Below are 20,209 nucleotides of genomic sequence, written 5' to 3' on the forward strand. Positions count from 1 at the left end.
CCCGCACCGGGAGGGGGCGGCGCGGTCAGTTGTCCTCCAGCGTCCCCTCGGCCGCGAGGTAGACGTCCTTCAACGCGGCCAGCGTGGCCTCCTCGGGGTGCTCCCACAGGCCGCGGTCCGCCGCTTCCAGCAGTCGCTCCGCGATGCCGTGCAGCGCCCAGGGGTTGGACTCCTCCAGGAACTTCCGGTTCTCCGGGTCCAGCACGTACGAGGCGGTCAGCTGCTCGTACATCCAGTCCGCTACGACGCCGGTGGTGGCGTCGTAGCCGAAGAGGTAGTCCACCGTCGCGGCCAGCTCGAAGGCACCCTTGTAGCCGTGCCGGCGCATCGCGGCCAGCCACCGGGGGTTGACCACCCGGGCCCGGAAGATCCGGTTGGTCTCCTCGTGCAGCGTCCGGGTCCGCACCGCGTCGGGTCGGGTGCTGTCGCCGACGTAGGCCTTGGGCGAGCTGCCGGTCAACGCCCGCACGGTCGCGACCATGCCGCCGTGGTACTGGAAGTAGTCGTCCGAGTCCGCGATGTCGTGCTCGCGCGTGTCGATGTTCTTCGCCGCCACCGCGATCCGCCGGTAGGCCGACTCCATGTCCGGTCGCGCCGCGACGCCGTCCAGCTCCCGGCCGTAGGCGTACCCGCCCCACACCGCGTAGACCTCGGCGAGGTCCTCGTCACCGCGCCAGTTCCGGCTGTCGATCAACGGCAGCAGACCCGCGCCGTACGCGCCCGGCTTGGACCCGAAGATCCGCATCGTCGCGCGCCGCTCGTCACCGTGCGCCGCCTGGTCGGCCACCGCGTGCGCCCGGACGAAGTTCGCCTCCGCAGGCTCGTCCAGCGCCGCGACCATCCGCACCGCGTCGTCCAGCAGCGCCACCACGTGCGGGAACGCGTCCCGGAAGAAGCCGCTGATCCGCACCGTCACGTCGATCCGGGGTCGACCCAGCTCGTCGGTCGGCACGACCTCCAACCCGGTGACCCGGCGCGACTGGTCGTCCCACACCGGCCGGACGCCCAGCAGCGCCAGCACTTCCGCGATGTCGTCGCCGGAGGTGCGCATCGCCGACGTGCCCCACACCGACAACCCGACGGACGGCGGCCACTCGCCGGTCTCGCCGCGGTAGCGCTCCAGCAGCGAGTCGGCCATGGCCTGCCCGGTTTCCCACGCCAACCGCGACGGGATGGCCTTGGGGTCGACCGAGTAGAAGTTCCGCCCGGTCGGCAGCACGTTCACCAGCCCGCGCAACGGCGAGCCGCTGGGCCCGGCCGGGATGTACCCGCCGTTCAACGCGTGCAGCACGTGCGCCATCTCGTCGGTGGTCCGCGCCAACCGCGGCACGACCTCGTCCGCCGCGAACTCCAGGATCCGGGCGACGTCCTCCACCTCCGTCAGGGTGCGCGCCGCAGCGCGGTCCCAGCCGGCGTCCTCCATGCCCTGCACCAGAACCCGGGCCTGCGCCTCGACCGCGTCGGTCGAGGTCCGCGAGGAGTCCGCGAGCCCCAACGCCTCCCGCAGGCCGGGCAGCGCCGACGCCTGACCCGCCCACATCTGCTTGGCCTGGAGGATCGCGAGCACCAGGTTGACCCGCGGCTCACCGGTCGGCGCCTCGCCGAGGATGTGCAGGCCGTCCCGGATCTGCACGTCCTTGACCTCGCACAGCCACCCGTCGACGTGCAGGATCAGCTCGTCGAACTCGGCGTCGTGCGGCCGGTCGGCCAACCCGAGGTCGTGGTCCAGCTTGGCGGCCTGGATCAACGTCCAGATCTGCGCGCGGATCGCGGGCAGCTTGGCCGGGTCCATCGCGGCGATGTTGCCGTGCTCGTCCAGCAACTGCTCCAGCCGGGCGATGTCGCCGTAGCTGTCGGCCCGGGTCATCGGCGGGACCAGGTGGTCGACCAGCGTGGCGTGCGCCCGCCGCTTGGCCTGCGTGCCCTCGCCCGGGTCGTTGACCAGGAACGGGTAGATCAGCGGCAGGTCGCCGAGCGCCGCGTCCGGGCCGCAGCCGGCCGACATGCCGACCGTCTTGCCGGGCAACCACTCCAGGTTGCCGTGCTTGCCCACGTGCACCACGGCGTCCGCGCCGAACTCGGCGTCGAGCCACCGGTACGCGGCCAGGTAGTGGTGGCTCGGCGGCAGGTCCGGGTCGTGGTAGATCGCGATCGGGTTCTCGCCGAACCCGCGCGGCGGCTGCACCATCACCACCACGTTGCCCGACCGCAGCGCGGCCAGCACGATCTCGCCGTCCGGGTCGCTCGACCGGTCCACGAACAACGAGCCGGGCGCCTCGCCCCAGTGCTCCTCCATGCCCTCGCGCGCGTCGGCGGGCAGCGTGGCGTACCACTCGCGGTACCGCGCGGCGGGCAGCCGGACGGGGTTGCCCCGGAACTGCTCCTCGGTCAACCAGTCGACGTCCTGGCCGCCGGCCGCGATCAGCGCGTGGATCAGCGCGTCGCCGTCCTGGTTCTCCACCCCGGGCAGCTCGTCACCGATGTCGTACCCGTTGTCCCGCAACGCTTTCAGCAGCCGCACCACGCTGGCCGGGGTGTCCAGCCCGACCGCGTTGCCGATCCGGGAGTGCTTGGTGGGGTAGGCCGACAGCATCACGCACACCCGGCGGTCGGCGGGCGGGATGTGCCGCAACCGCGCGTGCCGCACCGCGATGCCCGCCACCCGCAGCGCCCGCTCGGGGTCCGCGACGTACACGGTCAGCCCGTCCTCGTCGATCTCCTTGAAGGAGAAGGGGACCGTGATGATCCGGCCGTCGAACTCGGGGATCGCCACCTGCGTCGCGGTGTCCAAAGGGGACAGTCCGTCGTCGTTCTCGTCCCACGCGGCCCGGCTGCTCGTCAGGCACAACCCCTGGAGGATCGGCACGTCCAGCGCGGCCAGCGCGCCGACGTCCCAGGCGTCCTCGTCGCCACCGGCGGACGCGGTCGCGGGCTTGGTGCCGCCGGCCGCGAGCACCGTCACGACCAGCGCGTCCGCACGGCCCAGTTCGGCCAGCAGCGCGGGTTCCGGCGTGCGCAACGACGCGCAGTACACCGGCAGCGCCCGACCGCCGCGCTCCTCGATCGCGTCGCACAGCGCGTGCACGAACGCCGTGTTGCCCGCCACGTGGTGCGCCCGGTAGTAGAGCACCGCCACCACGGGCCCGTCCGAGGACGACGGCTCCCGCTCCAGCACGCCCCAGTTCGGCGCGGCGACCGGCGGCGCGAAGCCGAAACCGGTCAGCAGCACCGTGTCGCTCAGGAACCCGAACAGCTCCGCGAGGTTCGCCGGACCGCCGTGCGCGAGGTAGGCGTGGGCTTCCGCGCACACGCCGCCGGGCACGGTGGACAGCTCCATCAACGGCGCGTCGGGGTTCTGCTCACCGCCGAGGACCACCACGGGACGGGGACCGGCGAGGAGCCAGTCCAGGCCCTCCTCCCACATCCGCCGCCCGCCGAGGATGCGCACGACCACCAGGTCCACGCCGTCGACCAGCTCGGGGAGGTCGTCCACGCCCAGCCGCGCCGGGTTGCCCAGGCGGTAGTCGGCGCCGCTGGACCGGGCGGACAGCAGGTCGGTGTCGGAGGTCGACAACAGCAGGATCACAGCGCAGCTCCATCCCTCGGGGTCCTCGCCCCAGGTCGTGGGTGCGGCGGAGCGGAGTTCCTGACTCCCGGTGGGCGGCCGCCCTCCGGTCACAGTGGCGGGACCGCGCCGGACTCGCACCGGCTTCCTCCACGTGCTTCGCCGTTCGGAGTGCACCCTAACCGCCGGGCTAGCATCCAGCCCATGCCCACCGACCGCATTCGCCCGGACGCCTGCCCCGGCGCCGTCGACGTGCACCGGGCGGCCGACGGCGGACTGGCCCGCGTCCGGGTGCCCGGCGGCACGCTCGGCGCCGAGGCGTTCGACGTCGTGCGCACCGCGGCGCTCACCCTGGGCAACGGCGAGATCGAGCTGACCTCCCGGGCGAACCTCCAGGTCAGGGGCTTGGCGCCGGGTGCGGAGCACACGCTCGCGGCCATGCTGACCGACGCCGGGCTGCTGCCGTCGCGCAGCCACGAGCGGATGCGCAACATCGTCGCCGCGCCGCTGGAGGACAACCAGGCCCTGGTGGACGCGCTGGACCGGGCGCTGTGCGCGGTGCCGAAGCTCGCCGACCTGCCGGGCCGCTTCCTCGTCACGGTGGGCGCCGCGGTGAGCGGGCTCAACGGCGACATCGGACTCGTCGGCGACGCGCTGTTCCTGGCCGGCCGGGATTCCGGACTCCGGGTGACCGACCCGGTCGCCGCGGTGGTCGCCGCCGCCGAGGCGTTCCAGGACCTCCGGGGCGACGCGTGGCGGCTGTCCGAAGTGGACGACGGTGTGCGCAAGGTCACCGAGCGGCTGGGCACCCCGGGCGCCGAGCGTCTCGCACCGGCTGTGACGCCGGTCGCACCCGGGCCCGTCGACGGCCGGCTGGTCACCGGTGTCCCGCTGGGTCGGCTCGACGCCCGCCTGCTCGCCGGCACGCCGGTCCGGATCACGCCGTGGCGCGGCTTCGTGCTGCCCGCCGACGCGCCCGTCGACGGCCTGTTCACCTCGGTCGACTCGCCGTGGCACGGGGTCACCGCGTGCACCGGGCGGCCGGGGTGCGCCAAGTCGCTGTCCGACGTGCGCGCGGACGTCACCCGCTGGGTCGGCACGCCGCGCGCCCGTCCGGCGCACTGGTCGGGTTGCGCACGCCGGTGCGGCAGGCCGGCGGGTGACGTGGTGGAGTTCGTCGCGACCGGCGAGGGCTACGAGGAGATCAGGTGACCAGCTACATCAGGGACGGCGCGGAGATCTACCGCCGCTCGTTCGCGACCATCCGGGCCGAGGCCGACCTCTCCGGGCTGCCGACCGACGTCGCGCGGGTCGCGGTGCGGATGATCCACGCCTGCGGCATGGTCGACCTGGTCCGCGACGTCGCGTTCTCCCCCGACGTGGTCGACCGCGCCGCGCGGGCCCTCCGCGCGGGCGCGCCGATCCTGTGCGACGCGCAGATGGTCGCCGCCGGCGTGACCCGCAAGCGGCTGCCCGCCGACAACGACGTGGTGTGCACGTTGAACGACCCGCGCGTGCCCGACCTGGCCCGGGAGCTGGGCACCACCCGCAGCGCCGCGGCGCTGGAGCTGTGGCGGGACCGGCTCGACGGCGCGGTGGTCGCGATCGGCAACGCGCCGACCGCGTTGTTCCACCTGCTCGACCTGATCGCCGCGGGCGCGCCGACACCGGCCGCCGTGCTGGGCGTCCCGGTCGGCTTCATCGGCGCGGCCGAGTCGAAGGACGCCTTGGCCGCCAACGAACTCGGGCTGGAGTACCTGGTCGTGCGCGGACGGCGGGGCGGCAGCGCCATCACCGCGGCGGCCCTGAACGCGATCGCGAGCGAGGACGAATGACCGGGGTCGGCAGGCTGTACGGGGTCGGCGTCGGTCCGGGCGACCCGGAGCTGGTGACGGTCAAGGCCGCGCGACTGATCGGGTCGGCGGACGTCGTGGTGTTCCACAGCGCCCGGCACGGCCGCAGCGTCGCCCGGCGGATCGCCGAGCCGTACCTGCGCGGCGACCAGGTCGAGGAGCAGCTGGTCTACCCGGTCACCACCGAGGACAGCGACGACTACCAGGGCGAGATGGACGGCTTCTACGAGGAGTGCGCGCGACGTCTGGCCGCGCACCTCGACGCCGGCCGCACCGTGGTCGTGCTGGCCGCCGGCGACCCGTTCTTCTACGGCTCGTACATGCACCTGCACAAGCGGCTCGCGCACCGCTACCCGACCGAGGTCGTCCCCGGCGTGACGTCGGTCAGCGCGGGCGCGGCGGTGGTCGGCACCCCGCTGGTGGAGCGGGACGAGGTGCTGACCGTGCTGCCCGGCACGCTGCCGCCGGACACCCTCGTGGAGCACCTGTCGCACGGCGACCCGGTCGCGATCATGAAGCTGGGCCGCACCGTCGACCACGTCCGGGACGCCCTCGCGCGCGCCGGGCGGCTGGACGAGGCCTGGTACGTGGAACGGGCCACCACCGGCGGGCAGCGCACCGCGCGTCTGTCCGAAGTGGACTCCTCCAGCGTGCCGTACTTCTCGTTGGCGCTGCTGCCGAGCAGGCCGAACCACCGCCGGGACAGCGTGGGCGAGGTGGTCGTGGTCGGCCTCGGCCCGGCCGGTCCGGAGTGGTTGACCCCGCAGGCCCGCCGCGCGCTGGCCGAGGCGGACGACCTGGTCGGCTACGTCACCTACCTGAACCGGGTCACCGCGAACCCGAGGCAGCGCAAGCACGCCTCGGACAACAAGGTCGAGTCCGAGCGGGCCGCGTTCGCACTGGACCTGGCCAAGCAGGGCCGGCGGGTCGCGGTCGTGTCCTCCGGCGACCCGGGCGTGTTCGCGATGGCGGGCGCGGTGCTGGAGGTCGCCGCCGAGGCGCAGTTCGCCGACGTGCCGGTGCGCGTGCTGCCGGGGTTGACCGCCGCGCACGCGGTCGCCAGCCGCGCGGGCGCGCCGCTGGGTCACGACTACGCGGTGATCTCGCTGTCCGACCGGCTCAAGCCGTGGGACGTCATCGCCTCCCGCCTGGACGCCGCCGCCGGCGCGGACCTGGTGTTGGCGATCTACAACCCGGCGTCCCGCAGCCGCGCCTGGCAGGTCGAGGCCGCCCGGGACCTGCTGCTGCGCCACCGTTCCGCCGACACGCCGGTGGTGATCGGCCGGGACGTGGGCGGCCCGGAGGAGAGCGTCCGGGTGGTCCGGCTGGCCGACCTCGATCCGTCCACTGTGGACATGCGGTGCCTGCTGCTGATCGGTTCGTCGCAAACCGTGGTGACGGCCAAGGGCGTCGTCTTCACCCCGCGCCGCTACCCCGGGTGAGCCACTCGACGGCCTCCGCGACCGTGCCGACCACGTCGACGTCCGGGAGCGGTGGCCGTCGGACCACGACCACCGGCAGTCCGAGGTGACGGGCCGCGACCAGCTTGGCCGCGGTCATGTCGCCGCCGCTGTCCTTGGTCACCAGCACCTCGGCGCGGATCTCGCGCAGCAGCGCCACCTCACCGTCCACTGTGTACGGTCCGCGGTCCAGCAGCACCCGGACGCCGGGCACCGGCGGGTCGGGCGGGTCGACGGTGCGCGCGACGCCGGCGGTGAAGTGCGCCAACTCCTGCCGTCCGGTGGTGATGAACGCCCGCCGGCCCGCCACCGCGGCGGCGGCCTCGGCGACCGAGGCCACCCACTGCCAGCGGTCGCCCGGCCGCTCGGTCCAGCCGGGTCGGCGCAGCACGAGGAACGGCACGCGGGCCCGGGCGCACGCCGCGCGCGCGTTGGCCGTGATGCGCTCCGCGAACGGGTGCGTGGCGTCGACCACCGCGTCCACCCGTTCCCGCGCCAGGTGGTCGACCAGGCCGTCGACACCGCCGAACCCGCCGATCCGCACCTCGCCGACCGGCAGTCGCGGCGCCGAGACGCGGCCCGCCAACGACGACACCACCCGGAACCCGGTCAGCGCGGCGGCCAGCGCCCGGCCCTCGCCGGTGCCACCCAGCAGGAGCACCGTCCTCACGGCTGCTGCATCCTGTCGTGGTGAGCACGAACCTGCGCTTCGGCTGGACGACCGGCGCCTGCGCCACCGCCGCGACCACCGCGGCCTACACGGCGCTGCTCACCGGCGGCTTCCCGGACCCGGTCACGATCACCCTCCCGAAGGGACAGACGCCCGCTTTCGCGCTGGCCAAGGAGGAACTGGCCACGGGGCGCGCGATGGCGGCCGTGGTCAAGGACGCGGGCGACGACCCGGACGTCACCCACGGCGCGCTGGTCCGCTCGACCGTCCGGCACGGCGAACCCGGCACCGGCGTGGTGTTCCGCGCCGGCGCGGGTGTCGGCACGATCACCAAACCCGGCCTCCCGCTGCCCGTCGGCGAACCGGCGATCAACCCCGTGCCGCGGCGGATGATGCGCGAGCACGTCGAGCTGGTGGCGCGCTCGCACGGCGGCACGGGCGACGTCGTGGTGGAGATCTCGGTGGACCACGGCGCGGAGTTGGCCAAGCGCACCTGGAACCCCCGGCTGGGCATTCTGGGCGGGTTGTCGATCCTGGGCACCACCGGCGTGGTCGTGCCGTACTCGTGCTCGGCGTGGATCGACAGCATCCGGCGCGGCATCGACGTGGCGCGGGCGGCCGGGTACGCGCACGTCGCCGGGTGCACGGGCAGCACGTCCGAGAAGGTCGCGGCGGAGCTGCACGGGCTGCCCGAGGACGCGCTGTTGGACATGGGCGACTTCGCGGGCGCGGTCCTCAAGTACCTCAAGCGCCACCCGGTGCCGAGACTGACCATCGCGGGCGGCGTCGGCAAGCTGTCCAAGCTCGCCGACGGCCACCTGGACCTCCACTCGGGCCGCTCGCAGGTGAACCTGGACTTCCTCGCCGCCCTGGTGCCCGACCCGACCCTGGCCGACGCGATCCGCGACGCCAACACCGCACTCGGCGCCCTCCACGTGTGCCAGGCCGCAGGCGTCCCGCTCGGCGACCTGATCGCGACACGAGCCCGCGCCACCGCGGAAGCCGTCCTCCGCGAAGCCCCGGTCACCGTCGACGTCATCGTCATCGACCGCGCCGGCACCATCGTCGGCCGCGCCTAGCCCACCCCGCACCCCGACCACCCACCGCGCCACCCGGCGCCCCCGCCCCTCGCCCAACCCGAACCACACCCCATCGCCCACCACCGGAATCGTAGTCGGTAAGGATTGTTGAACAATCCCACCTTCCAACAATCCCACGCCCCCGCCACCACGCCACATCAGAGGATCGTTGAACAAAAGGACAATAGGCCGCAAGGATTGTTGAACAATCGAACGACCTCGTGACACCGAGCAAGCCGATACGCAGCCGGGTCGCCCTGCAACCCGAACCGCTGACCTCCCACCGCGAAGTTGTGCCGTTCTTCACGCGGCGGCGTTCGCAGCCGGGACCGGGCCGCCCGACGCACGGCAACGAACCGCTCGGCCACACCGCCCTCACGCACGCCGGCGAGCCGTTTCGGCGAAATCATCCCGCGCACGAGAGCACGCTGTTCGGCGACGCCAGGCCACCCCGCGCACGACAGACAGCGGAACCGCTCAGCGACACCGGGCCGCCCCACCCAAGACAGCGAGCCGCCCGGATTCACCGCCCCCACGCTTCGCGGCGAGTTGTTCGGCGACACCAGACCGCCCTCACGCACGACGGCAGGCGGTTCGGCGGCCCAAGCCGCCCGCCCCACGCACGGTGGCTTGTCGCTCGGCGACACCGCGCCGCCCCGCGCACGACAGACAACCAGGACCGCTCAGCAACACCGGCCCGCCTCGCGCACGACGGCGAGCCGCTCGGCGCCACCGGGCCGCCCCACCCACAACAGCGAACCGCCCGGCCACACCAGGCCTCCCCGCCCACGACGCACCGCCCATCCACAACGCGCCGCCCGGCCACACCGCGCGTCCTACGTGCGGCAGCGGGTTGTCGAGTACAGGTGGCTGTCCGGGAATCCTTCGGCGGCAAGGACTTCGCCTACCACGATGATGGCCGTTCGGCGGACTCCGGCGGTCAGGACCTGGTCGGCGATGTCGGCCAGTGTGCCGCGCAGCACCAACTCGTCGTCCCGCGACGCCCGCGCCACCACCGCGACCGGGCACCCGGCGCCGTAGTGCGGCGTCAGGTCGGCGACCACCTCGGTGATCCGCTGCACGGCCAGGTGCAGCACCAGCGTGGCCCGGGTTCGGCCCAGTGAAGCCAAATCCTCCCCCGGCGGCATCGGGGTGGCCCGGGCCGAGGTGCGGGTCAGGACCACCGTCTGACCGACGCCCGGCACGGTCAGCTCGCGCCTCAACGCCGCCGCGGCGGCCGCGAAGGCGGGCACGCCGGGTGTCACGTCGTAGGGCACGCCGGCCGCGTCCAGCCGACGCATCTGCTCGGCCATCGCGGAGAACACCGACGGGTCGCCCGAGTGCAGCCGCGCCACGTCGTGGCCCTCGGCGTGCGCGGCGACCAGCTCGGCCACGATCTCGTCCAGGGTCAGCTCGGCGGTGTCGACCAGACGCGCGCCCGGAGGGCAGTGCCCCAACACCTCGACCGGCACCAGCGCGCCCGCGTACAGGCACACCGGCGACGCGCCGATCACCCGCGCGGCCCGCAACGTGAGCAGGTCCGCGGCACCCGGGCCCGCTCCGACGAAGTGGACCGTCACCGCTGTTCCTCCACTCGAGAGATCTCCACCGAACACGAGAACGGTCCACCCGCGACATCCCCGCCGGCCGACGACACCGGACCGCGCGCGAGCGTCACCGCTGCTCCTTCACCACGTGCCAGATCGTCACCGGCAGCTGCGGACGCCAGCTCGTGAAGCCGCCGACCGGCGCGTCCCGGCTCACCTCGACCCGGGTCAGCGAGCCGCCCAGGGCGCGGTGGTAGCGGACCAGCACCGACTCCGACTCGAGCGTCACCGCGTTCGCCACCAGCCGGCCGCCGGGCGCGAGGGCGTCCCAGCAGCGTTCCAGCGCCCCCGGCGCGGTCAGCCCACCGCCGAGGAACACCGCGTCCGGGGTCGCGAAGTCCAGCACGCCCGGGCTCTCGCCCACGACCACCCGAACCCGGGGCACGCCCAGCGCCGCCGCGTTCCGCTCGATCCGGGCCGCCCGGGAGGTGTTGCGCTCCACGCAGATCGCCCGACAGGTCGGATGGGTGCGCGACCACTCGATCGCGATGCTGCCCGAGCCCGCGCCGACGTCCCACAGGAGTTCACCCGGTCGAGGGGCCAGCAGGGCCAGCGTCACGGCACGCACCTCGCGCTTGGTGAGCTGGCCGTCGTGCTCGTACGCGTCGTCCGGCAGACCCGGCACCAGCGAGTATCCTTGCCGGCCGCACTCGACCGCGATCACGTGCAGCGGGTCGGCGGACGGCAGGTCGTGGTGGATCCGCTCGTCCGGGCCACCCAGCTGCTCCAGCACGGTGAACCGGGCGTCACCGGCCACCGACGCCACGTCGGCGGGCACACCTCCGAGGACCAGCAGGCGCCTGCCCGGGTGCAGGAACGGCACCAGCAGGGACGCGGGTTTGCCGACCAGGCTCACCACGTCCACCTCGTCCAACGGCCAGCCGAGCCGGGCGCACGCGAGCGACACCGACGACGGGTGGGGCAGCACGCGCACCTCCTCGACACCGAGCAGCCGCACCAGCGTCGAGCCGATGCCGTGGAACATCGGGTCGCCGCTGGCCAACACGCACATCCTGCGCCCGCGGTGCGCCTCCAGCAGCCCGGGCAGCGCGGGCAGCAGCGGCGACGGCCACGGCACCCGCTCGAACCCGCCCGGCACGAGGTCCAGCTGCCGGGCGCTGCCGAACAGCACGTCGTGCTCGGCGACCTCGCGCCGCACCGTCTCCGGCAACCCGTCCCAGCCGTCGGCCCCGACGCCGACGACCGTGATCACACCGAGCCCAGGACGCGGGTCACCGCGATCTCGATCACGACCCGCTCGGGGTTGGGCTTCGGCTGCCGGTAGCGCGCGCCGTACCGGTTCTCCGCGTCCGCGACCGACTCCGGGTCCTGCCTGATCACGGCCCGGCCCTCCAGCGTCGACCAGCGGCCGACGTCGACCTGGCACACCGCGACCGGCACGCCCTCGTCGCCCGCCGCGAGCACCCGGCGCACCTTGTACGAGCCGCGGGTGGCGATCACCCGGGCGATGCCCGCCTCGAAGTCCACCGTGACGCCGACCGGCACGACGTGCGGCGTGCCGTCCGGGCGGACGGTGGTCAGGGTGCACAGGTGGCGCTCGGTCCAGAAAGTCCGGAAGTCCTCGCCCTTGGTCGACAGCATGGGTGCATCATGCGGCACGCGACCGCTAGGCTGGAAAACGTGACGCGTCGATTTAGCCGCCCCCAGCCGGGAGAACCGGCCTTCGGGGCCGTGCGCTGAGTCGACGCGAGGTCCCGGTGGCGGACCGGCTCGGGGGTGTCCTCCCAGCCGACCACCACCGCGAAGGACACCGCGATGAACCGCGACCTCAGCGACCCCGCCTACGGGCCGCACGCCCTGCAAGTCCTGCTCTCGGACGTTCTCGACGCCCTTCCGGGTGACGTGCGCGTGCTGCGCGACCACCCGGACGTGTCGATTGACGACAACTACACCAACCTCGGCTACCCACCGGATTCGGTGACCCGCAACGCCCGCTACACCCGGTACACGACACCCGGTCGGATGCTGCGCAGTCACACCACCGCGATGATCCCGCCCGCGTTGCGGCTGCTGGGCGTGACCGACGACTGGGATGACGTGCTGCTCGCGTGCGTCGGCGCGGTGTACCGGCGCGATCAGGTGGACCGGGTGCACTCGGGCACGCCGCACCAGCTCGACCTGTGGCGGATCTCGCACTCCCGGCGGTCGCTCGCCGAACTGGTCGACGTGGTCGTGACCACCGCGCTGCCCGGCGTCCGGTACCGGACCACGCCGGCCGTGCACCCGTACACCACGGAGGGGGTGCAGGTGGACGTCCTGGTCGACGGCGAGTGGCTGGAGATCGCCGAGGGCGGGCTGGCCGCCCGGCACGTGCTGGACCGCGCGTGGCTGCCGTCGACCGCGCACGGCCTGGCGCTCGGCCTCGGGCTCGACCGGCTGCTGATGGTGCGCAAGGGCGTGCCGGACATCCGGCTGCTGTCCTCGAGCGAGCCGCGGGTGGCGGAGCAGATGCTGGACCTGTCCCCCTACCGAGTGGTGTCGCGGCACCCGGCGGTGGCGCGGGACATCTCGGTCGCGGTCGACCCGGCGCACGACGTGGAAACCCTCGGCGACCTCCTCCGCGACGCCGTCGGCGACCTCGTGGAGGAGGTCGTGGTGCTGGACGAGACGCCGGTGTCCGCGCTGCCCGCCGCCGCGGTCACCCGGCTCGGCGCGGCGCCGGGGCACAAGAACGTGTTGCTGCGCCTGGTGTTGCGGCACCCGACGCGGACGCTGACCGACGAGGAGGCGAACACCGCCCGCGACGCCGCGTACGCCGCCGTGCACGAGGGGAGTCACCCCCTGAGGTGACCCAGCGCGTCCGCCACCGCCTCGATCGTCGCGGCGGTGGTGGACGCGTGCGGCGACAGGCGCACGTGGTCGGCGCGCGTGGTGGCGGTGACCCCGGCGGCGCGCAGCGCCTCGCCCACCCCGGGCGCGGGGTGGGCGAACGCGAGGATGCCCGACCCCGGCGTCGACACCACCCGGCCGCCGTGCCGCGCGACCACGTCCGCCAGCGCGTCGACCCGTTCCAGCACGGCCCGTTCCACGGCGTCCGCGCCGACGCCCGCGAGCAGGTCGAGCGCGGCGGCGAGGGCGCCGGCGGCGATCGGGCTCAGGTTCGTGATCGACCAGCCCGCCGCGCCGTCCGCGCGCGGGTGCACCACGTCGTCGAACACGGTGTGGTCGCGCGCGCCGGTCCACCCCGACAGCACCGGTTCCAGCCGGTCGAGCGCGGCGTCCGGCAGCGCGAGGAACCCCGTCGACCAGCCCGCGCGCAACCACTTCTGCCCGCCGACGACCAGCACGTCCGCCGCCGCCCACGGCATATCGACCGCGCCGAAGCCCTGGATGCCGTCGACCACGAGCAGCCGGTCGCCGATCACCTCCCGCAGCCCGGCGAGGTCGGCCCGCCGCCCGGTGCGGAAGTCGACCGCGCTGACCGCGACCGCGCGCACGTCGGCGGTCAGCGCCTCCCGGACCGCCTCGGGCGTGGCGGCGCGCAGCGGCCGGGCCGTGCCGACCCGGGCCCACGGGTAGGTGTTGGCCGGGAAGTCGGTGGCGCTCACCAGCACCGGACCGTCGATCGCGGTGGCCGCCTGGAACAGGCCGGTGCTGGTGTTGGGCAGCAACGTGACCTGCGCGATGCCGGTCAGCCGGGCCGCGAGCCGTTGTGCCGCGCCCACTTCGCGCATCAGGTCGTCCACGGTGGAGGGCCCGGCCGCCGCGGCCAGGTCGGTGAGCCGCGCGGTGGTGGCGACCACCCGCCGGGTCGGCGGTCCGAACCGGGCGAAGTCGAGGTAGCCGGTGGGCTCGGCGCACTCGGCGAGGTAGGTGTGGGGCAGGCTCATGGGGGGAATCTTCCCGGCGCCCGATCCGTTGGACGGGAGGACCGGAGCCGAACCCCCGGCGGAAACGAGGAGGATTTATGGCCACGGTTGAGCTGACCGCGGAGAACTTCGACGCGGTGGTCGAGGAATCGGGCTTCGTCCTGGTCGACTTCTGGGCGTCGTGGTGCGGTCCGTGCCGCCAGTTCGCGCCGGTGTACGAGAAGTCGGCCGAGAAGCACGACGACATCGTGTTCGGCAAGGTGGACACCGAGGCCGAGCAGTCCCTGGCCGCCGCCTTCCAGATCCGCTCGATCCCGACGTTGATGATCGTCCGCGACGGCGTGGTGCTCTACGCGCAGCCGGGCGCACTCCCCGAGTCGGCCCTGGAGGACCTGATCGAGCAGGCCCGCAAGGTGGACATGGACGAGGTCCGCAAGCAGGTCACCGAGCAGCAGCCCTCCTGACCTCCTCGCGGGTGGGGCCGTCGCCCCCCCCGCGGGTCCACCACCACGACCGGGCTGCGAGGGTGATGGCCGCACCGCGTGACGAACCCGTCGGGAGCGACCTCGTCGCCCACCTGCGCCGCGTGATCACCGCGTCCGTCGACCTCGACCAGCGCCAGGGCGGCACGTCCGCCGCGCCGGTCGTCCTGCGCGCCTACCGGGAAGCCCGACGTCACGTCGAGGCCGCCGGGATCCGGCGCGGTCACGTCCGGGACGTCCACTCCGCACTCGCCGAACTGGCCGAGGTGGCCGGGTGGAGCCTGTTCGACGCAGGCCTGCCCGGGTCGGCGACCCTGGTCAACCGCGCGGCGCTCGAGCACGCGACCCGGGCGGGCGACCGGGGCATGGCGTTGTTCGTGCGGCAGAACCAGGCGTTGCTGGCCGAGCACGAGGGCGCGCCGCGCACGTCGATCGACCTCGCGGACCGAGCCCTCGCCGACCGGCTCTCACCCCGGCTGGAGGCGTTGTTCCGGCTGCGGCTCGCCCGGTCGCACGCGCTGCTGGGCCACGACGTCGCGCGCCGGCACCTGATCCGGGCCCGCGACCTGTTCGGCGAGGGTCCGGGCGAGGACGACCCGCACTGGGCGTGGTGGGTGGACGACGCGCAGCTGACCTGGTTCGCGGGCGCGGTCGAGTTGCACCTGGGCCGGCGGACCGCGTCGGTCGACCACTTCGAGCGCGCGGCGGCGGCCGAGGCCGAGCCCCGGATGAGCCACGTATACCGGTCGTGGGCGCTGTACGCGTTCGCCGTCACCGGCTCGTGGACCGAGGTGGACCGGCTGCTGCACGACCTTCTCACCCGGCCGACCCCGATCCGCTCGCACCTCGCGCACCGCAGGCTGACCGCCGCGCTGGACGTGGTGGACCGGCGCCGGGCCCCGGGGTCGACCCGGGACCTGGCGCACGCCCTCCGCGCGTCCGGGCTCAGCTGAGCGAGGCGCCGCACTCGTTGCAGAACGCCGCGCCCGTCGGCACCGTGCCGCGGCACGCCGGGCACACGCCCTTGGGCACCGCCGGCTTCACCCGCTGCGTCACGATCGGGGTCGGCCGCTGGTGCACGCCCGCCCGCCGCTCGTGCGACCGGATGCTGGCCTCGACCACCCGGACCGCCTCGTCGTCGAGTTTCGCCTGCTTCACCAGCCCCCACGCCTGCGTGACCAGCAGCGGGAGGGCCAGCAGGGTCGCGGCGGCGGCGCCCATCGCGACCAGCGCCACCCGGACCGCGCCGGCGCCGAGCAGCGCGGGTGCGGCCTGCTTGCCGAACACGCCCATGCCCGCGTAGACGACCACGCCGTCGGTGTCCGGCTGGAGCAGCACCTTGAGCGCGAGCTTCAACCCGGCGACCGCCTTGAACTTGCCGCCCTTGTGGATGCCGATGTCCCACACCCCGGTGTCGGTGCGGGTCTTCTCCACCTCGTAGCCGAGTCCGCCGAAGTGCGAGACCACGTCCTCCGCCACGGCGTCGAATTCCGTCAGCGGGGTGATCACCACTTTTTCCGTCTTGAACGCGCTCACGCCCGCACCGCCCCCAACTCCTCCGCACCGAGCCGCCGACCGCATTTGTGGCAGAACTTCCAGGACGCCTCGACGTGGTGCCCGCAGGTCTCGCAGCGGGACGCGGTGCGGGCGGAGAGCGCGATGGCGGAAAGCCGGCGGAACGCCTCGGTGTCCACCCACTTCTTCAACTCGAGCACCCGTGCGGACACCAGCGGGTGGGTGGACTGCGGCAGGTAGTGCTGCTCGAGCAACCGGTCCCAGCGCGATTCGCGCAGCGTTTCGGCCTCCACGGCCTGTTCGGCGAACAGTTCGAGGCTGTAGTCGCTCGGCAGCGCGTAGCTCGGGATGCCGACGATGCGGAGCATGGTGCGGGTCATCTCCTCGCCGCTGCCCATGAACGCGGCGGCGGCGCGGTCGGCGGACAGCTCGCTCATCCGCATCCACGCCATCAGCGCGCGGTGCAGCGGGAACGACAGCACCTTGGTGAACAGGTTGTAACCGCTCGCCGTGTTGATCACCCGGGCCATCTGGAGGAGGAGCACGTGCTCGCCGACGATGTGGCCGCACTCGTGCGCGAGCACGGCCTGGATCTCGTCGTCCTGCATCGACTCGACCAGTCCGCTGTAGAGGGTGATCGACGGTCTGGCGTGGCCCATCGTCATCGCGTTGACCGGGCCCGCCATCAGGTACAGCTCGGGTTCCTCGATGCCGTACGCCTCGCAGATCGGGGGCAGCAGGCGGTAGATCCGCGGGTACTGGCGTGGTCCGAGGCGGAGCATGTCGGACATCTGCCAATTGCGCACGGCGCGTTCGTCGAAGTGCTTGAGGTATTTCTCGACGGCCGGCCGCAGGAGGGGTATCGATTCCAGGTTCTGCCGGGCCGACCGGTCGAGCGGGTGCTCGAAATCGCTGGGGTGGAAAGCCATGTGGCGTCCAGACTGGGTCGCGTCGGGGGGACGCTCTCGATATCGCTCCGGATCGACCGCCGGTTACCCGGGTTCAATTATTCCGCACCATTTGTACTATCGGGTGATACATCGCATAGCAATGGGCACTATTTCTGCGGGTACGGTGATCGCCGTGGACGAGCACCTGACGCTGACGACGGCGGGCGCGGTCGCGACGCTGACCATCGACCGGCCGGCCAAGCGCAACGCGATGAGCTACGCGATGTGGTCGGCGCTGCCCGGTCTGCTGGCCCGGGTGGCGGCGGACGACGCGGTGCGGGTGCTGGTCGTGCGCGGTGGCGAGCACTTCTCGGCGGGCGCGGACATCGGCGAGTTCACCACGTTGCGCGCGGGCGCGGAGGGCGCGGCGCGGTACGGCGAGGCGGTGCACGCGGGTGAGCGGGCCATCGCGGACCTCGGCAAGCCGACGATCGCGGCGGTCACCGGGTTCTGCGTGGGCGGCGGGTGCGAGATCGCGCTGGCGTGCGACCTGCGGATCGCGGCGGCGGACGCGCGGTTCGGCATCACGCCCGCGAAGCTCGGCATCGTCTACAACTTCAGCTCGACCCGGCGGTTGGTGGACGCGGTCGGGCCCGCGTGGGCGAAGCAGATCCTGTTCGGCGCCGAGTTGATCGACGCGGCGACGGCGTTGCGGATCGGGTTGGTGAACGAGGTGCACGAGTCCGTCGACGCGCGGGTCGCGGAGCTGGCCGGGGTGATCGCGTCGCGGGCGGTGGTGAGCGTGCGGGGCGCGAAGCACATCGTGGAGCGGATCGGCGACGGGCTGGCGGACGAGGACGACGCGGTGCGGGCCTGGTACGACGAGGCGGTGCACAGCGCGGAGTACGCCGAGGGCGTGCGGGCGTTCCTGGAGAAGCGGCCGCCGCGGTTCTGATCACGTGCCAGTGGGTAGGGGATGGTCATGACCGAACCAGCCCACCCGTTGAACCCGGACCCGCCCTACGCGCCCGGAACGCCGGAGCCGCCCGACCTCGACGTGGACCCGAGCCGGTTCCTCGGCGAGGACGAGCGGAGGGGGCGGCCCGACGAGCCGAGCTAGTCGGCGTCGACGTCCCGGGTGTCGCCGGGCCACTCGCCGGTGAGCTTGTCGTAGCCGGTGGCACCGCCCCGGTCGATGGCGGCCTTGACCAGGCCGAACACCGCGCCCTGGATGGTCGCGGCGAGCAGCACCTCGCCCCAGCCGCGATCCTTCTGGGTCGCGCTGGGTGCGACCCTGTCCCCGCTGATCAGCTTCCAGACCTGGGCGAACAGCCGGCTCGCGACGAGGCCGCCGAGCACGCTGAACACCAGGCCGAGCGGCTTGTAGAGGACCTTGTTCACCGCGGTCACCGTCCCCTGCGGACCAGTCGCCAGACGACGACCACGGCCGCGGCGACGCCGGCCCAGACGAGGGCCGGGCGCTTGCGCGCCTGCTCGGTGACCTGGGCGACCTTGTCCTGGACGGGCGGCGGCAGCGACTCGACGGCCTGCGCGGCGCGGTCCGCGATCTGCGAGGCGGCCTGACCGGCCTTGTCCGCCACCTGACCCGCGACGTCACCCGCCTTGTGCGCGACCTGCCCGGCCACGTCGGCGGCCTTGTGCGCGGCGTCGACCGCGGCCTCCTGCGCCTTGCCCGCGGCCTCGCCGGCCTTGTCGGCGACCTGCCCGGCGACCGTCTGCGTCTTCGCCACGGCGTCGGTGGCGGCGACGTTGACCTTGCCCGTCGTCTCCTTCACCTTCTCCACTCCCTCCCGCGCGCTCTCCTTGACCCGACCGCTCACGTCGGCCTTGTGCGCCAACGCCTCCACCGTGTCCCCGAGTTCGCGCCGGGTCTCCTCGATGTCGTCGCGCAACCCGGCCGACTCCGGCGGAACATCCTTGCCGCTCATCGATGTGCCCTCTCACTCACCGCGGAAATGTCCCGCTTGACGCTCTCGACGGCCTGCTCCGGAAGAGGAGGAGTGCCCTGCCCGACCTGCTTCTTCCCCACGAGCGCGAGCACGCCGGCAACCAGGAAGACCACCCCGGCCACCACCAACGCCGCCGCCCACGCGGGCAACACCAACGCCAACGCCAGGACGGCACCGGCCACCAGCGCCCCGACCCCGAACCAGGCCAGCACCCCGGCCCCACCCAGGAGCCCGGCACCGACCCCGACGTGCTTCCCCTTGTCCTTCACCTCGGCCAGGGCAAGCCGAATCTCGTCGCGAGCCAACCGGCTCACCTGCTCCGACAACCGCCCCACCAACTCGGCGGTGGACGGCTCGTGCTCGGCGGCAACACGGTTCATCCCCACTCCTCTCCTCCCCCACCGACTACCCACCCCGACCCACCCATACGCCCCAACGTTCAACAATCCCTACCCCGAACGGTCGGGCAAGTCGGCCCTGCGGGGATCTTGGGTTGTTGAATCGCCCCATGAAAGGATTGTTCAACAACAGAACATGAGGATTGTCGGATCACCACCGCCGGGGCGCCGAGGTGGAGGCACCCGCAGTACTCGGCGAGCCCCGGCGCCACAGCCACCCGACCGACTCGGCCACCCGACTGACTGGGCCACCCGACCGACCAGCACCCGATGGCTCGAAGGACCGGCAAACCGCAACCCGCAGCTCAGCGGACATGCGGACAGCGGCCCAGCGGCTTGCAGCCACGGGCAACCCAGCGCCAGCGGCCCCGCAGCCTGCGGGCGACGGGCAGGCGACAGGCGGGCAGGCGGCAGGCGGGCAGGCGACCCAGGGGCCAGCAGCCCGGCAAGACGGCAGGCAGCAGCCCGCGACCGGCCAGCGGCCCAGCCGACAGCAGCCCCCAGGCAACGAGCGCCCCAGCGGCGGGCAGCGGCCCTGCGAGCAGCAGCCCACAGGCGGCGTGGCGGGCGGCCAGCAGCCAGGGGCCAGCAGCCGCAAGACAGCAGGTATCAGTCTGCGGCCAGCCAACCGCCCAGCGGCCAGCGGATGGCGGGCGGCGGATGGCGGGTGGCGGATGGCGGGTGGCCCAGCAGCCAGCAGCCCAGCGCCCAGAGGCACGCAGGCAGGCAGCGAGCAAGCGGGCACAAGGCAGCAGGTATCAGCCCGCCGGCAACTCAGCGGCCAGCGGGTAGCGGCCGGCAGCCCCGCAGGCAGCAGCCCGCGACCGACGGGCAGCGGGCGGCGGGCGGCGGGCGGCCCAGCAGTCCGGCGGGTGGTAGCTCAGCCGGTG

The 20,209-nt window shown here is 73.4% G+C and carries 20 protein-coding genes and 1 riboswitch; of the genes, 9 read left to right on the forward strand and 11 right to left on the reverse strand.

The features are described 5' to 3' along the window. Positions 1 to 25: 25 nt before the first annotated feature. Positions 26 to 3,586, reverse strand: a complete 3,561-nt coding sequence (gene cobN, locus AB0G50_RS24445) for a cobaltochelatase subunit CobN (protein ID WP_360112528.1) — start codon at positions 3,584 to 3,586, stop codon at positions 26 to 28. Positions 3,587 to 3,640: 54 nt separating this feature from the next. Next, positions 3,641 to 3,716: riboswitch (cobalamin riboswitch) on the reverse strand. A gap of 53 nt (positions 3,717 to 3,769) precedes the next feature. Between cobN and AB0G50_RS24450 the strand changes: the two genes are divergently transcribed. From AB0G50_RS24450 to AB0G50_RS24460, 3 genes are read left to right on the forward strand one after another with little or no spacing between them, the layout of a single operon-like run. Next, positions 3,770 to 4,777: a hypothetical protein gene (locus AB0G50_RS24450; RefSeq protein WP_360112530.1), complete on the forward strand. Its 1,008-nt coding sequence runs from the start codon at positions 3,770 to 3,772 to the stop codon at positions 4,775 to 4,777. Beyond that, the gene (locus tag AB0G50_RS24455) at positions 4,774 to 5,400 is read left to right on the forward strand and encodes a precorrin-8X methylmutase (RefSeq protein ID WP_360112532.1); all 627 of its coding nucleotides are present in this window, start codon (positions 4,774 to 4,776) and stop codon (positions 5,398 to 5,400) included. The genes AB0G50_RS24450 and AB0G50_RS24455 overlap by 4 nt, the downstream gene beginning before the upstream one ends. After that, positions 5,397 to 6,860 carry a precorrin-2 C(20)-methyltransferase gene (locus AB0G50_RS24460; protein ID WP_360112534.1) on the forward strand — a complete coding sequence of 488 codons (1,464 nt, stop codon included), beginning with the start codon at positions 5,397 to 5,399 and terminating at the stop codon, positions 6,858 to 6,860. The genes AB0G50_RS24455 and AB0G50_RS24460 overlap by 4 nt, the downstream gene beginning before the upstream one ends. Here AB0G50_RS24460 and AB0G50_RS24465 read toward each other — a convergent pair. Continuing rightward, positions 6,835 to 7,548 (reverse strand): cobalt-precorrin-6A reductase, encoded by a 714-nt coding sequence (locus AB0G50_RS24465; protein ID WP_360112536.1) that lies wholly within the window; start codon positions 7,546 to 7,548, stop codon positions 6,835 to 6,837. The genes AB0G50_RS24460 and AB0G50_RS24465 overlap by 26 nt on opposite strands. A gap of 20 nt (positions 7,549 to 7,568) precedes the next feature. On the opposite strand from AB0G50_RS24465, the gene AB0G50_RS24470 reads away from it, so the two are divergent. Next, complete coding sequence (locus tag AB0G50_RS24470) at positions 7,569 to 8,627, forward strand: cobalt-precorrin-5B (C(1))-methyltransferase (RefSeq protein ID WP_360112538.1); 1,059 nt, start codon at positions 7,569 to 7,571, stop codon at positions 8,625 to 8,627. Between the two features lie 836 nt (positions 8,628 to 9,463). Here AB0G50_RS24470 and cobM read toward each other — a convergent pair. The 3 genes from cobM to AB0G50_RS24485 all read right to left on the reverse strand — a co-directional run bounded on the left by cobM (position 9,464) and on the right by AB0G50_RS24485 (position 11,836). Continuing rightward, positions 9,464 to 10,207, reverse strand: a complete 744-nt coding sequence (cobM, locus tag AB0G50_RS24475) for a precorrin-4 C(11)-methyltransferase (RefSeq protein ID WP_360112540.1) — start codon at positions 10,205 to 10,207, stop codon at positions 9,464 to 9,466. 94 nt (positions 10,208 to 10,301) lie between these two features. Next, positions 10,302 to 11,447, reverse strand: coding sequence for a precorrin-6y C5,15-methyltransferase (decarboxylating) subunit CbiE (gene cbiE / locus AB0G50_RS24480; protein ID WP_360112542.1), 1,146 nt, complete (start codon positions 11,445 to 11,447; stop codon positions 10,302 to 10,304). Beyond that, complete coding sequence (locus AB0G50_RS24485; protein ID WP_360112544.1) at positions 11,444 to 11,836, reverse strand: TIGR03618 family F420-dependent PPOX class oxidoreductase; 393 nt, start codon at positions 11,834 to 11,836, stop codon at positions 11,444 to 11,446. Before AB0G50_RS24485 ends, cbiE begins: the two co-directional genes overlap by 4 nt. A 174-nt stretch (positions 11,837 to 12,010) precedes the next feature. Between AB0G50_RS24485 and AB0G50_RS24490 the strand changes: the two genes are divergently transcribed. Further along, positions 12,011 to 13,045: a hypothetical protein gene (locus AB0G50_RS24490; RefSeq protein WP_360112546.1), complete on the forward strand. Its 1,035-nt coding sequence runs from the start codon at positions 12,011 to 12,013 to the stop codon at positions 13,043 to 13,045. Here AB0G50_RS24490 and AB0G50_RS24495 read toward each other — a convergent pair. After that, positions 13,030 to 14,085 (reverse strand): aminotransferase class V-fold PLP-dependent enzyme, encoded by a 1,056-nt coding sequence (locus AB0G50_RS24495; RefSeq protein ID WP_360112547.1) that lies wholly within the window; start codon positions 14,083 to 14,085, stop codon positions 13,030 to 13,032. The two genes, AB0G50_RS24490 and AB0G50_RS24495, sit on opposite strands and share 16 nt — an antisense overlap. A 77-nt stretch (positions 14,086 to 14,162) precedes the next feature. Between AB0G50_RS24495 and trxA the strand changes: the two genes are divergently transcribed. Together trxA and AB0G50_RS24505 are read left to right on the forward strand one after the other, a co-directional pair. Beyond that, entirely contained in the window at positions 14,163 to 14,528 is a 366-nt protein-coding gene (trxA, locus tag AB0G50_RS24500; RefSeq protein WP_360112549.1) for a thioredoxin, read from the forward strand. A gap of 65 nt (positions 14,529 to 14,593) precedes the next feature. Continuing rightward, positions 14,594 to 15,499, forward strand: coding sequence for a hypothetical protein (locus tag AB0G50_RS24505; RefSeq protein ID WP_360112551.1), 906 nt, complete (start codon positions 14,594 to 14,596; stop codon positions 15,497 to 15,499). Here the strand turns inward: AB0G50_RS24505 and AB0G50_RS24510 are convergent. Both AB0G50_RS24510 and AB0G50_RS24515 read right to left on the reverse strand, forming a co-directional pair. Then, entirely contained in the window at positions 15,492 to 16,082 is a 591-nt protein-coding gene (locus AB0G50_RS24510) for a zinc ribbon domain-containing protein (protein WP_360112553.1), read from the reverse strand. The two genes, AB0G50_RS24505 and AB0G50_RS24510, sit on opposite strands and share 8 nt — an antisense overlap. After that, a complete protein-coding gene (locus AB0G50_RS24515; protein ID WP_360112555.1) occupies positions 16,079 to 16,990 on the reverse strand; it encodes a M48 family metallopeptidase in 912 nt (303 codons plus the stop codon). The genes AB0G50_RS24510 and AB0G50_RS24515 overlap by 4 nt, the downstream gene beginning before the upstream one ends. Before the next feature lie 154 nt (positions 16,991 to 17,144). Here AB0G50_RS24515 and AB0G50_RS24520 point away from each other — a divergent pair, with 154 nt between their 5' ends. Then, complete coding sequence (locus AB0G50_RS24520; RefSeq protein ID WP_360112557.1) at positions 17,145 to 17,906, forward strand: enoyl-CoA hydratase-related protein; 762 nt, start codon at positions 17,145 to 17,147, stop codon at positions 17,904 to 17,906. Positions 17,907 to 17,933: 27 nt separating this feature from the next. Beyond that, positions 17,934 to 18,071 (forward strand): hypothetical protein, encoded by a 138-nt coding sequence (locus AB0G50_RS24525; protein ID WP_360112559.1) that lies wholly within the window; start codon positions 17,934 to 17,936, stop codon positions 18,069 to 18,071. On the opposite strand, the gene AB0G50_RS24530 is transcribed toward AB0G50_RS24525, so the two are convergent. From AB0G50_RS24530 to AB0G50_RS24540, 3 genes are read right to left on the reverse strand one after another with little or no spacing between them, the layout of a single operon-like run. Beyond that, positions 18,068 to 18,352, reverse strand: a complete 285-nt coding sequence (locus tag AB0G50_RS24530; RefSeq protein WP_360112561.1) for a DUF4235 domain-containing protein — start codon at positions 18,350 to 18,352, stop codon at positions 18,068 to 18,070. The two genes, AB0G50_RS24525 and AB0G50_RS24530, sit on opposite strands and share 4 nt — an antisense overlap. Before the next feature lie 5 nt (positions 18,353 to 18,357). Next, on the reverse strand, positions 18,358 to 18,900 hold the full coding sequence (locus AB0G50_RS24535; protein ID WP_360112563.1) for a DUF3618 domain-containing protein: 543 nt from the start codon (positions 18,898 to 18,900) through the stop codon (positions 18,358 to 18,360). Continuing rightward, entirely contained in the window at positions 18,897 to 19,301 is a 405-nt protein-coding gene (locus tag AB0G50_RS24540) for a phage holin family protein (protein WP_360112565.1), read from the reverse strand. The genes AB0G50_RS24535 and AB0G50_RS24540 overlap by 4 nt, the downstream gene beginning before the upstream one ends. Between the last annotated feature and the right edge of the window lie 908 nt (positions 19,302 to 20,209).

Origin of the sequence: Actinosynnema sp. NPDC020468 (genome assembly GCF_040642015.1) — a bacterium.
In the GTDB taxonomy this organism is placed as follows: domain Bacteria; phylum Actinomycetota; class Actinomycetes; order Mycobacteriales; family Pseudonocardiaceae; genus Actinosynnema.